Origin of the sequence: Phyllobacterium phragmitis (assembly GCF_002980495.1) — a bacterium.
GTDB classification, from domain to species: domain Bacteria; phylum Pseudomonadota; class Alphaproteobacteria; order Rhizobiales; family Rhizobiaceae; genus Paramesorhizobium; species Paramesorhizobium phragmitis.
Window position 1 is genome coordinate 41,673 of sequence record NZ_PVBR01000019.1, and the last position, 12,912, is coordinate 54,584.

The following is a 12,912-nucleotide window of genomic DNA, read 5'->3' on the forward strand; positions in this document are numbered from 1 at the left end:
AACGATGACCGTCACCGTCCGTTTCGCCCCGTCTCCGACGGGCTATATCCATATCGGCAATACACGAACAGCTTTGTTCAACTGGTTGTTCGCATTGAAGAATGACGGGCGTTTCGTGCTCCGTTTCGACGATACGGATGTCGAACGCTCGAAGAGCGAATATGCGGAAGCGATTGCCGCGGATCTCGACTGGCTTGGTGTAAAGCCTGATAGGGTGGAACATCAGTCGAAGCGTTTTGCCATTTACGACGCGACCGTGGAAAAGCTGAAAAGCTTAGGACTGCTCTATCCCTGCTATGAGACTGCGGAAGAACTGGAGCGCCGGCGCAAGCTGCGCTTGACGCGCCGGCTGCCGCCGATCTATGGGCGCGAGGCGCTGAAGCTGACGGATGCGGAACGGGTGGCATTCGAGGCGGAGGGGCGCAAGCCGCATTGGCGCTTCCAGTTGCCGAATTTCAAGGACGATCCGTTCTCGCCGGTGCGCACCGAGGTGCATTGGAACGATCTGGTGCGTGGACCGCAGGCCGTCGATCTGGCATCGATGTCTGATCCTGTGCTGGTGCGCGAGGACGGCAGCTATCTCTATACGCTGCCATCCGTCGCCGACGATATCGACATGGGCATCAGCCACATCATCCGCGGCGACGATCATGTCACCAATACCGGCGCGCAGATCGCCATCTTCCAGGCGCTCGGCGCCGAGCCGCCGCAGTTTGGGCATCACAATTTGCTGACCACCATCTCGGGCGAGGGGCTTTCCAAGCGCAGCGGATCGCTCTCGGTCGGCTCGCTGCGCGAGGCCGGTTATGAACCGATGGCGGTCGCCTCGCTGGCGGTTCTGATCGGAAGCTCCGAGAATGTCATCGCCGCGCCTGACATGCAGGCGCTGACCGATCATTTCGATCCGGCGGCGGCGTCCAAATCATCGGCGAAATTCGACCCGGCCGAACTCGATACGCTCAATCGTGCGCTCATCCATGAATTTCCATTCGAGGCGGTGCGCCAGCGTCTTGCGGCACTCGGCATAGAAGGCGAGAGGGCGGAGGCGTTCTGGCTTGCCGTGCGCGGCAATCTCGACCGTGTCAGCGATGCTTCTGTCTGGTGGAAGATCATCAATGAAGGCGTGGCGTCCGCCCCGGAACTATCGCAGGAGGATATGGATTTCACGCGTCAGGCTTTCGATCTCCTGCCGCCGGAACCATGGGACCGCCAGACATGGAAAATCTGGACCGATGCGGTCAAGGAAGCCAGCGGGCGCAAGGGCAAGGGCCTGTTCATGCCCTTGCGGCTGGCACTTACCGGGCTTTCGTCTGGCCCGGAACTTGCCGACCTCTTGCCTCTCTTAGGTCGGGAAGGAACGTTGGCCCGACGACCCTGATCCTGTTTCCCGTCGAACTGGTGACGACGGAGGTATCCCTGTCCGTCAGCTTCTGCAGGTCTTCCCTGTTGAGGCCGCCTTCGGTGTTGAGCATCGTTTCGGGATCGGCCGCCGGATCAGGACGCTTACGCGGAATGCTGATGAAAGAGGACGTCTTGTCCGATACGGTCTTTTCTCCGCTGCCGTAGCCGAGCGTCATATAGTTCTTAGCGCCCGGGCTGCTCGGGCCGGTCTGATCTTGCGCGGAAAAACCGCTTTCCGGCAGGCTTTGCCTGACTGCCTGGCATGCGCATCCCGGGGGCGTTGCAGTCCCCGCGGTACGATAGTCGAAGGCCGTCGGCAGCGCCGCATAGGGCGTGTCGGTGTCAGTGGACACCATGTCCTCGGATTCCTCATCCTTCACATCGTGATAATACAACGCCACGTCGGTGCCGGGACACATGGCAGAACAGGCATTGCGGTCGCGGGCGAAGAATTTTCGTTTGGTGGAAAAAGATATCGGGAAGTAATAGCCGTCGCAGGTGCGGACGCAGAGCGTGCGGAAACCGCTTTTCACGGAATAGTTTTTCGTCGGCGCCGCGCCTTCATTGGTTGCAGAAACGCGGCCGCTGGTAGAAGCGCTTTCGGCGCGTCGTTTCACGGGGGCCCGTTTCTGCTTGCGCTTGGGCTGGACAGCAGCCTTGGTTCGCTTCACCTTTGGGGCGACGGCGGCTTTGGGCTCAACTTGCTGCTTTTTCGAGTTGAAGAGACGCTTGATAAGCCCTCCTGATCGCCGCGGTGAGCCGCAATCATTGGCGGACAGCGCTGCAAGCACACGCTTGCGGTTTGCTCCTGAGCCGCCGCCGCCCCGTTTCATCTGGGCAATGCTGGCAGTCAGCTTGTCGATGGAAGCCTTGATCCGGACGCATTGCGGCGTACTCGAAGGCCGGGAGAACAGGCCTCCCGTACAGCCTGCCCGCCGGGCTCCGATACGGGCCTGTGTCAACTGGCTTCGCAACTGGCGGATAGCCGGACTGTTGGAAGCACGGCTTCGACCTCCCGACAAGGAGGCCAGTTGCCGCTGCAGCTTGCTGCAGATGGGGGAGGCGGCATTGCTATCTCCTGCCGAGGCAGCAAAGATGCCGATAGTGAGGCTTGCTATAGCGATTGTTAGAAAAAATCTGCTCATCAATGTCGTCAGCCCTGATTCTTCGGTAAAACCCGGCGCACGAATCCGTAGTTCTCCGAATTATCGAGGCTTTTGACATTGTTTTCCCCAGTTATGCCCCGAATCCGCAAGCTCCTGAGCGTAATCTAACTTCAATGTCTTAAGTTGTCACTAACAATAATTCTCCCGTGAAGTAAGAATGACTTATAGTTTCTTTATAGTTGTTTTTCTGTTTCCAGTCGCTGTGAAGCTTCGACCACGGCCAGGGCCGTCATATTGACGATGCCGCGCGAGGTGACCGACGGTGTCAGGATGTGAGCCGGTCTTGCCGCGCCCAGCAATATCGGTCCGACATGCAGCGCGTCGGTGACGCTCTTGACCACATTGAGGGTGATGTTGGCCGCATCGAGATTCGGGAAGACCAGGAGATTGGCCTCGCCGGTCAGCCGTGACGCCGGAAACGCGCGTTCGCGCAGTGCCTGCGACAGTGCCGCATCGCCATGCATTTCACCGTCGACCTGCAGGTCGGGATAGCGTTCGCTGAGGATAGCGGTCGCACGCCGCATCTTTTCCGCGCTTTCGGAATCCTTGGAGCCGAAATTCGAGTGCGAAAGAAGCGCTGCCTTTGGCTCGATGCCGAAACGGCGGATTTCATTGGCCGCGAGGATCGTCATCTCGGCGATTTCCTCGGCACCCGGATCGACTGTGACATAGGTGTCGGTCAGGAAAAGTGTGCCGCGCTGCGAGATCAGCAGGCTGAGGGCGGAGAAGTCACCCAGGCCTCCCGCTTTGCCGATGATCTGACGCACCAGACGCAGATGGCGCTCGAAGCGGCCCTCCAGCCCGCAGATCATGGCGTCCGCCTCGTCGCGCATGACGGCAAGTGCTGCGATGGCGGTCGCATTGGTGCGCACGATGGTGCGTGCCGTTTCAGGGGTGACGCCCTGACGTCCGGTATATTTCAGGAACAGATCGACATAATCGCGATAGCGGGGATCGTCTTCGGGATTGATGAGTTCGAAATCAGCGCCCGCGCGGATCTTCAAGCCATAACGTTTGAGCCGCGTCTCGACCACTTGCGGGCGACCGATCAGCGTCGGGATGGCGACGCCTTCCTCGATGACCACCTGTGCGGCGCGCAGCACGCGCTCATCCTCTCCATCGGCATAGACGACCCGCTTCTTCTCGGCCGAGTGGGCGGCGGTGAAGACCGGCTTCATGATGAGGCCCGAACGGAAGACAAAGCGGTTCAGCTTGTCGAGATAGGCTGCCATATCCTCGATCGGGCGCGTGGCGACGCCTGTCTCCATCGCCGCCCTGGCGACGGCGGGCGCAATGCGCAGAATCAGGCGCTGGTCGAAGGGCGAGGGGATGAGATAGTCGGGGCCGAAGGTCGGCGTTTCGCCGGAATAGGCGCGGGCTGCGACATCGGATGGCTCCTCGCGGGCAAGTGCTGCGATGGCCTTGACGGCGGCCATCTTCATTTCCTCGTTGATCGCCGTTGCGCCGACGTCGAGCGCACCGCGGAAGATATAGGGGAAACAGAGGACGTTGTTGACCTGATTGGGAAAATCCGACCGCCCGGTGCAGATCATCGCGTCGGCGCGGGCAAGCTTGGCTATCTCCGGCATGATTTCCGGCGTCGGATTGGCGAGCGCCATGATCAACGGCTGATCGGCCATCTGTTTCAAGAGTTCCGGCTTCAGCACGCCGGCGGCCGAAAGCCCGAGGAAAACGTCCGCGCCGCCGATCACATCGGCCAGCACGCGGGCATCGGTCTTCTGCGCGTAGATGGCTTTCCAGCGGTCCATCAGCGCAGTGCGGCCTTCATAGACCACGCCTTCCAGATCGCAGACCCAGATGTTCTCGCGTTTTGCGCCGAGCCTGACCAGGAGGTTGAGGCAGGCAAGGGCGGCCGCGCCGGCGCCCGACGCGACGATCTTGGCCGAGGCGATGTCCTTGCCCGCCAGCTCCAGTCCGTTGAGGATCGCCGCCGCCACGATGATGGCCGTACCGTGCTGATCATCATGGAAAACCGGGATTTTCATGCGGTTGCGCAGCTGCTCTTCCACCTCGAAGCATTCCGGCGCCTTGATATCCTCGAGGTTGATGCCGCCGAAGGTCGGTTCCAGAGCGGCCACGACCTCGACGATGCGGTCGATCTCGTTTGCATCGATCTCGATATCGAAAACATCGATATCGGCGAATTTCTTGAACAGCACCGCCTTGCCTTCCATCACCGGCTTGGAGGCGAGGGGGCCGATATTGCCGAGGCCCAGCACGGCCGTGCCGTTCGAAACGACGGCGACGAGATTGCCGCGCGCAGTATATTCGGCAACCAGGGACGCATCGTCACGGATGGCAAGACAGGGAGCGGCGACACCCGGAGAATAGGCAAGCGCCAGGTCGCGCTGATTGCCCAGCGATTTCGTCGACTGGATCTCCAGTTTTCCGGGCTTGGGGTAACGGTGGAAGAACAGCGCCGCTTCGTCGAAATCGGAGAGGACGGGTTTGGGGGTCTTGCTCATGGTGAATCACTTTCCGGAAAAGCGGACGGGAAGAAAAGGCCGGTCAAAAGGCGCTTCGATAGGCGCCGCCGTCGATGATGAGGTTCTGGCCGGTGATATAGCCCGCATGGCTGGAGCAGAGGAAAGCACAGGCATTGCCGAACTCATCCGGCGTTCCGAAGCGGCCGGCGGGAATTTCGGCCATGCGCTTTTCCGCCTCATCTTCCGGCGCCACACCTGATTTTTCCGCTCCGAAGCGGATGCCGTTGCGCAGGCGGTCGGTGTCGAATGCACCGGGCAGGATGTTGTTGATCGTCACATTGTCCTTGGCGACCGTGCGGGCGATGCCTGCCAAAAATGATGTGAGCCCGGCGCGGGCACCGGATGAGAGATCGAGGCCGGCTATGGGCTTATAGACCGATGTCGAGGTGATGTTGACGATGCGCCCGAAACCGCGCGCCACCATGCCGTCGATGACCGCCTTGATCAGTTCGATCGGGGTGACCATGTTCTGTGTCACGCCATCGAGGATCGCCTGGCGGTCGAGCTGGCGAAAATCGCGATGCGGCGGGCCGCCATTGTTGTTGACCAGGATATCCGGTTCTGGGCAGGCGGCGAGCAGTTGCTTCTGCCCGTCCGGCGTCGAGACATCGGCGAGGACGGCTGTGACGGTTACACCAGCGCGCTTCAGCTCCGCGGCGGTCGCGTCGAGCGTTTTCTCGTCGCGACCGTTGATGACAAGATCGCATCCGGCTTGCGCCAGGGCCAGTGCACAGGCCTTGCCAAGCCCTCTGCTCGATGCGCAGACGATTGCCTTGCGTCCTTCCAGTCCCAGATCCATATCGCTACCTCCATTTCATCTCAAGCTATTCCAAGGGTTCTGATAGGCCAAAGAAGGCGCTTTGCAAATCGCCAAAAGCTGATGACTGCGTTGCCGCGACGACGTGACCGAAACGCACCGTCACACGTTTGTGACATGAATCGTGTTTGTGTCGCCCTGAATACGGGCCATCACAAGACGACGGAGCCTGGCGATGGGCAAGGACACAAGCCGCGACGACGCAAAGAAATACCGCACGCTTTTCATTTCGGACGTCCATCTGGGCTCGAAAGGCGCGAAGGCGGAATTTCTCCTCGATTTCCTGCGCTTTCACGATGCGGATACGATCTACCTGGTCGGCGATATCGTCGATGGTTGGCGGCTGCGGCGCAACTGGCACTGGCCGCAGGAGCACAATGACGTGGTGCAGAAGCTTTTGCGCAAGAGCCGCAAGGGGGCGAGCATCATCTATATCGCAGGCAATCACGATGAATTCCTTCGCGATTTCCAGGGCACGCATTTCGGCGGCATCGAAGTGATGAACCGCACGGTGCACGAGACCGCTGATGGCCGCAAATTCCTGGTCATCCATGGCGACCAGTTCGACGTGGTGGTGCGCAATGCGCGCTTCATCGCCTATCTCGGTGATTGGGCCTATGACTGGGCCATTGCCTTCAACACCGTCATGAATAAGGGGCGCCGCCTGCTTGGCCTGCGCTACTGGTCGTTTTCGGCATGGGCGAAGTTCCGTGTGAAGAAAGCGGTCAATTTCATCGGAGCGTTTCAGGATGTGGTTTCGGAAGAGGCGCGCCGCATCGGTGTCGACGGCGTCATCTGCGGGCATATCCATCATGCCACGATCGAAACGATCGACGGGGTGGAATATATCAATACCGGCGATTGGGTCGAAAGCTGCACGGCGGTCGCGGAACATTTCGATGGGAGCATGGAACTGATCTCATGGACGCATCTGATCGGCGAAAGCGCCGGCTTCGCGCCCGTCATCGATCTGCAGGATCACCGCCCGGCCGCGCGCCAAGCCATGCCAAAGCCAGCGAACGTCGCCTGATGAAGCGCATCGTCATCGTCACCGACGCTTGGCACCCGCAAGTCAACGGCGTCGTCCGGACGCTGACCCATATCCACGATCTGATGAGCGAACGGGGTTATTCCGTGACGATCGTGTCGCCGGCCGACTATCGCTCGGTGCCGTGTCCGACATATCCCGAGATCAGGCTGGCATTGACGCATCCCGCCGCCGTGCGTGCGGCGCTTGCCAAGCTGCAGCCCGCTTACGTCCACATCGCCACGGAAGGGCCGCTCGGCATCATGGCACGGCGCGCCTGCATCAGGAACGGGTGGCGCTTCACGACCAGTTTCCATACCCGCTTTCCCGAATATCTGTATGAACGGTTCCCGGTTCCGCTATCACTGAGCTATGGGTTCCTGCGGCGCTTCCATAACGCCGCCGAGTGCAGCCTCGTGCCGACGCAGTCGATCAAGGACGAACTCGTCGCACGCGGGTTCACCAAGCTGAAGATATGGACGAGGGGTGTCGATCGTTGGCTGTTCCGGCCACAGCCGGATGTCGATCTCGGCCTGCCGCCCCCGGTCTTTCTCTGTGTCGGGCGCGCCGCGCCGGAAAAGAACCTGGCTGCTTTTCTGTCGCTCGACCTGCCGGGGACGAAACTGGTGGTGGGCGACGGCCCCAGTCTCGGCGAGTTGAAAACACGGTTTCCGAAGGCTGTGTTCGTCGGCAAGAAAGAAGGGACGGAACTCGCACGCTACTACGCGGGATCGGATGTCTTCGTCTTCCCCAGCCGCACCGACACGTTCGGGCTGGTGCTGCTCGAAGCCATCGCCAGCGGTCTTCCGGTGGCGGCCTTTCCCGTGCCGGGCTCGAGCGATGTCGTCGGCGCGACAGGTGCGGGTGTTTTGTCGGAAGATTTGCACGAAGCCTGTCTCGGTGCCCTGGAGATGGGCCGTGTCGATCCCGATAAGGTGTTGAAGGACTACACCTGGGAACATTGCGCCGATATTTTCGAGGAAATACTGGCGCCGGTCGAATTGCCCGTCGCTGCCTGAAACAGGCGGCATGAAAAAGGAGAACATGGCGGCCATGTTCTCCTTTCGATACCCCTTAGAGCAGTTCACTTCACTATGGCAAACACCCCGTTCCAACCGTCGCAACAGCGGTATTGTTGAGGTATGGCAACCTGTGACAAGCACAGGCCCGGGCACAGGAACCCATGCCTCGCCATCTCCACAGTTCCGGCAGTGCAGAATGGTAAGGCTGGACGATTCCATCAAAATTGGAACCGCTCCAACTCTCGTTCGCGGTTAAAACTGCCTGCCGATCTTCGCGTCGACCGAATGGCTGTTGGCGCCGCGGATGACGAAGAAGAACATGATCGCCGACCATAGGATCGATTTTTCCGAGCCCGAATAGCCTTGCCCCTGCACGCTCCAATGGAACCATACGGTGACGAGAAGGACGATCATCGTGGCAAAGGCTGCCGGACGGGTCAAAAGGCCGATGGCGAGGAGAATGCCGCCGAAAAATTCGGTGGCCGAGAGAAGCGGCGACCAGAAGCTGCCTGGATAGAAGCCGATACCTTCCACCATTCCGGCCGCGCCGAACGGATCGAGAATCTTGCTATAGCCGTGCGTGACCAGCGCCGCGCCGCCGATGAAACGCAACAGAGTTTCGGCAAATTCATGCAGCGATGAATAAATGCCGCCCAATGCCGGAATGACGAGTTTCTTGCTGCTTGTGGATTGGAGGTCGCTCAAGGTTCTTTCCCCTTTGGTGTCGGTTGCAATGATCGGCAACAATATATTGCCAATAAAAACATGATGAATCAGTTCGAGTAAAATTGTTTTGATGCAACAAAGCCGGTAATCACGAAATAGTCAGCCCCATAGATCGGGCTCCGGTGGATGGACGAGCGTCCCCTCATAGACCAGGCCCGGAGAGCGGTCCCGTTTGAGGAGCAGCGGACCGTCGAGATCGGCATAATCCGCATCCTGCGCCAGGAGCACGGCGGGCGCCATGGCGAGCGAGGTGCCGACCATGCAGCCGACCATGACGCCGAGCCCGAGATCGCGGGCGCGCTGGCGCATGGTGAGCGCTTCGGTGAGCCCACCCGTCTTGTCCAGCTTGATATTGACGGCGTCGTAGCGCCCGAGAAGCGCTTCCAGCCCTTCCGATGTATGGGCGCTCTCGTCGGCGCAGACCGGCACCGGCCGGGGCGTTGCCGCCAGGAACTCATCTTGTCCTGCGGGCAGGGGCTGCTCGATGAGCGCGATGCCCGCTTCCGCGGCGATCATCATGTTCTTGCGGAAGTTTTCCTCCGTCCAGCCTTCATTGGCATCGAGGATGATTCGGCTCCCCGGTGCGGCTTCGGCTACGGCATGGATACGGGCCGCGTCGTTTTCCCCACCTATTTTCGCCTTGATGACGGGATGCGCGGAGAGGGCGCGGGCTGCCTCGGCCATGGTTTCGGGATCGCCCATGGAAATGGTGATCGCCGTTCTCAGCGGGTGCGGCGGTTTGGCCGAAATGGCGGCTGCCGCTCGGTTGCCCGTGCGTTTCGCCTCGATATCCCATAAGGCACAATCCACGGCGTTGCGGGCGGCGCCGGCGCGCATCAGCTGGAGAAGATCCAGCCGGGTAGCGCCTTCGGTGAGGGCTCCACGCGCGGCTTCTATTTCGGCCGCGACACTTTCAAGGCTTTCGCCGTATCGGGCATAGGGCACGCATTCGCCGCGTCCCACATACTTGCCATCGCTCAGCGTGCAGACGAGGACCACAGCCTCGGTCTTGGAGCCGCGCGAGATTGTAAACTTCCCGGCGATGGGGTAGCGATCCGTCTGTATTTGCAGATTTATACGCATTGATTGACTCAAATTAGCCTGCTGTGCGCCAAGTGACACGGCATGAAAGACTCGATAAGAATAGGACATGTTGACCGACGCCGCGGACAATTCAAGTGCCGCCCCCAACGCCAGCCCCCGGATAGAGGTAACGACGGGTTCCGCCGGGACCACGATCGCACTTGGCGGGCGCTGGACCTCGCACGGCGTTCATCTGGTCGATGATGACATGCGCAAATTGCAGAACCAGAACGGCTTTTCGCAGGCATCGATCGATCTCACCGATGTCGTCGGCCTCGATACGGCGGGCGCCTGGCTGATCGAAAGGCTGAGCCGCTCGCTCAAGGCCCGCAATATCAGCGTCACTTTGCACGGCATGCGCGAGGCATGGCGGCCGCTCCTGGAAGCCGTCGGCGAAGCAGTGGACCGGAACAGCCATGTAAAACGCCCGAAGCGAAGGTTCTTCGTCATCGATCTTCTCGAATCGCTGGGAAAGATGACCTATTCGGCGCGCGACGATTTCCTGATGTCGATGCATATTCTGGGCGCGACCATCCGCGGATCACAGATGAAGCTGGGGAGGGGCAGCGGCATCAATTTTGCCGCCATCACCAACCAGATCGACCGCATGGGTGTGGGCGCCATCCCGGTCATCCTGCTGATGTCGACGATCATCGGCGCGATCATCGCCCAGCAGGGCGCATTCCAGCTGCGTTATTTCGGGGCGGAGATATTCGTCGTCGATCTGGTCGGCATCCTGGTGTTGCGCGAGATCGGCGTGCTTCTGACCGCGATCATGGTGGCAGGGCGCTCGGGAAGCGCGATCACGGCCGAAATCGGCTCGATGAAAATGCGCGAGGAAACCGACGCGCTGACGGTCATCGGCCTCAATCCGGTCGGTGTCCTGGTTTTCCCGCGCCTCGTGGCGCTGGTCATCGTATTGCCGCTTCTGACGATCATTGCCGATCTCGCCTCCCTTGCAGGGGCGGGTTTTGTGGTCTGGACCTATTCGGGTATTTCACCCGACGCGTTTCTGGTGCGCCTGCGCGACGCCATCGATATCTCGACCTATCTGGCCGGGCTGATCAAGGCGCCGTTCATGGCGATGATCATCGGCATCATGGCCTCGGTCGAGGGCATGAAGGTGGGAGGAAGTGCTGAATCGCTCGGGCGCCGTGTTACCGCCTCAGTCGTCAAATCCATCTTCGTGGTCATTGTCGTGGACGGGATGTTCGCGATGTTCTACGCAGCAATCAATTTTTAGCGGGACAGATGAACCACGCGGTCAAAGCAGAATCAGACCAGATAGACCGCTTCGTCGAGCCGGTGATTTCCGTGCGCGATGTCACCGTTTCGTTCGGCAACCAAACCGTTCTCGACAAGCTCTGCCTCGATATATTTCCAGGCGAGATATTGGGCTTCATCGGCCCTTCCGGCTCGGGTAAATCCGTGCTCATGCGCACGATCCTCGGTCTCAATCACAAGGCGTCCGGCGAGATACGGATTTTCGGCCGTGATATCGATCATGTAACGGATATCGAGAAGATGGGGATCGATATGCGCATGGGCGTTCTGTTTCAGCATGGTGCGCTTTTTTCGTCCCTGAACGTTCTGGAAAACATCCAGGTGCCGATGCGTGAATATCTCGATCTGTCGCCCAAGCTGATGGATGAGCTGGCGCGCCTGAAAATCGATCTCGTCGGGCTTGCGCCCGATACGGCCGAGAAGTTTCCGTCCGAACTTTCAGGCGGAATGATCAAGCGTGCAGCACTTGCCCGGGCACTGGCGCTCGATCCCGATGTCGTCTTTCTCGATGAGCCGACCTCAGGCCTCGATCCGATCGGTGCTGCCGAGTTCGATGAACTGATCGCCAATCTGCGCGATACGATGGGGTTGACCGTCTATATGGTGACACACGATCTTGATAGTCTCTTTGCCGTTTGCGACCGCATTGCGGTGCTCGGGCAAAAGCGTGTACTGGTTGAAGGGACCATCGAGGATATGCTTACGGTTGATGACCCCTGGGTTACATCCTATTTTCGTGGTAAGCGCGCCCGCCAGATCGATCCGGCGGCGCCAACCAGGCGCCGGGCCGATCCCGGGCCTCGCCAGGCTGGATAAGATATGGAAACAAGAGCCAATTATGTTCTGGTGGGCATTTTCACCCTACTGGTGAGCCTTGCGGCCTTCGGGTTCGTCTACTGGATCGCCCGCTATGGTGAAAGCCGCGATACCGTAACGCTGGAAATACGCATTCCCGGCTCCGTCACCGGACTTTCCATCGGCAGTCAGGTGCTGTTCAACGGCATCAAGGTCGGCGATGTGCGCAGACTTTACCTCGATCCTACCAACCCGAACATGGTGATCGCGCAGACAGAAGTGAACCGCACGACTCCGGTCACCCGCTCGACCAAGGCCGAGCTCGGCTTTCAGGGGCTCACCGGACAGGCCTATGTGGAGCTGAAAGGAGGCCGCCTTGACGAACCGAACCTGCTGGCGGAGGCAGAGAATAGCGACACGGTCGCGCTGATCAACGCCGATCCTTCGGTCGTCAACAATCTTCTGGCCACGGCGCAGGATATCTTCGCACGCGCCAACACCGCGCTCGAGGCGCTCGAAGGCTTCATCCAGGATGTGCGCGCGCCGCTGACGGCGACCGTCGAGAACACCAAGACATTCACCGACGCCCTTGCCAAGAACTCCAAAGTCATTGACCAGCTTGCCGGCAATGCCGGCGATGTGCAGCATATCGTCAAGGATGCCCGTGAGGCGATGGCTCGGCTCAATGCCGCGTCGGCGCGCGCCGATGGCGTCATGCAGAAGGTTGATGCGCTGCTCTCCGAGGACAACAAGAACAGCGTCGTGGCGCAAACCAAGGAGACGCTCGAATCCATCCGCAAGACCTCCGACACGCTGAATGCCCGTCTCGGCCCGATCGCCGACAATCTGCAGCACTTTTCAGGGGCGGGCCTGCGGGATGTGCAGGCCCTCGTCACCGACAGCCGCCGCTCGATCCAGCGCATCGAGCGGGCGATCACAGACCTGGAAAAGGACCCGCGAAGGCTTATTTTCGGTGGACAGGGCACCGTCCCGCAATATGACGGGCGCACGCGGCATTGATCCGATGGCGTTCGCATGAGATGAATATATTCCGCACGATAGGGACGGGCTTGCATTTGGAGAG

At 60.1% G+C, this 12,912-nt stretch carries 11 protein-coding genes; 6 read left to right on the plus strand and 5 right to left on the minus strand.

Going from position 1 to position 12,912, the window contains the following annotated elements; all coding sequences use genetic code 11:
• The first annotated feature begins 4 nt into the window (after window positions 1-4).
• Entirely contained in the window at window positions 5-1,378 is a 1,374-nt protein-coding gene (gltX, locus tag C5748_RS20910; protein ID WP_105743949.1) for a glutamate--tRNA ligase, read from the plus strand.
• Here the strand turns inward: gltX and C5748_RS20915 are convergent.
• From C5748_RS20915 to C5748_RS20925, 3 genes are all read right to left on the minus strand, one after another.
• Window positions 1,296-2,546, minus strand: coding sequence for a DUF2865 domain-containing protein (locus C5748_RS20915; RefSeq protein ID WP_105743951.1), 1,251 nt, complete (start codon window positions 2,544-2,546; stop codon window positions 1,296-1,298). The two genes, gltX and C5748_RS20915, sit on opposite strands and share 83 nt — an antisense overlap.
• A 194-nt stretch (window positions 2,547-2,740) precedes the next feature.
• Window positions 2,741-5,053: an NADP-dependent malic enzyme gene (locus C5748_RS20920; RefSeq protein ID WP_105743953.1), complete on the minus strand. Its 2,313-nt coding sequence runs from the start codon at window positions 5,051-5,053 to the stop codon at window positions 2,741-2,743.
• Window positions 5,054-5,096: 43 nt separating this feature from the next.
• Window positions 5,097-5,873 (minus strand): SDR family oxidoreductase, encoded by a 777-nt coding sequence (locus C5748_RS20925; protein ID WP_105743955.1) that lies wholly within the window; start codon window positions 5,871-5,873, stop codon window positions 5,097-5,099.
• A 193-nt stretch (window positions 5,874-6,066) separates the two neighbouring features.
• On the opposite strand from C5748_RS20925, the gene C5748_RS20930 reads away from it, so the two are divergent.
• Together C5748_RS20930 and C5748_RS20935 are read left to right on the plus strand one after the other, a co-directional pair.
• Window positions 6,067-6,921 carry a UDP-2,3-diacylglucosamine diphosphatase gene (locus C5748_RS20930; protein ID WP_105743957.1) on the plus strand — a complete coding sequence of 285 codons (855 nt, stop codon included), beginning with the start codon at window positions 6,067-6,069 and terminating at the stop codon, window positions 6,919-6,921.
• Complete coding sequence (locus C5748_RS20935) at window positions 6,921-7,937, plus strand: glycosyltransferase family 4 protein (RefSeq protein ID WP_105743959.1); 1,017 nt, start codon at window positions 6,921-6,923, stop codon at window positions 7,935-7,937. Before C5748_RS20930 ends, C5748_RS20935 begins: the two co-directional genes overlap by 1 nt.
• A gap of 255 nt (window positions 7,938-8,192) precedes the next feature.
• Here C5748_RS20935 and C5748_RS20940 read toward each other — a convergent pair whose 3' ends face one another.
• Complete coding sequence (locus tag C5748_RS20940; RefSeq protein ID WP_105743961.1) at window positions 8,193-8,645, minus strand: DoxX family protein; 453 nt, start codon at window positions 8,643-8,645, stop codon at window positions 8,193-8,195.
• A gap of 120 nt (window positions 8,646-8,765) precedes the next feature.
• Complete coding sequence (gene dgcA / locus C5748_RS20945; RefSeq protein WP_105743963.1) at window positions 8,766-9,749, minus strand: N-acetyl-D-Glu racemase DgcA; 984 nt, start codon at window positions 9,747-9,749, stop codon at window positions 8,766-8,768.
• 67 nt (window positions 9,750-9,816) lie between these two features.
• On the opposite strand from dgcA, the gene C5748_RS20950 reads away from it, so the two are divergent.
• From C5748_RS20950 to C5748_RS20960, 3 genes are read left to right on the plus strand one after another with little or no spacing between them, the layout of a single operon-like run.
• The gene (locus C5748_RS20950) at window positions 9,817-10,992 is read left to right on the plus strand and encodes an ABC transporter permease (RefSeq protein ID WP_105743965.1); all 1,176 of its coding nucleotides are present in this window, start codon (window positions 9,817-9,819) and stop codon (window positions 10,990-10,992) included.
• A gap of 8 nt (window positions 10,993-11,000) precedes the next feature.
• The gene (locus C5748_RS20955; RefSeq protein WP_105743967.1) at window positions 11,001-11,849 is read left to right on the plus strand and encodes an ABC transporter ATP-binding protein; all 849 of its coding nucleotides are present in this window, start codon (window positions 11,001-11,003) and stop codon (window positions 11,847-11,849) included.
• Between the two features lie 3 nt (window positions 11,850-11,852).
• Window positions 11,853-12,848: an MlaD family protein gene (locus tag C5748_RS20960; protein WP_105743969.1), complete on the plus strand. Its 996-nt coding sequence runs from the start codon at window positions 11,853-11,855 to the stop codon at window positions 12,846-12,848.
• Window positions 12,849-12,912 lie beyond the last annotated feature (64 nt).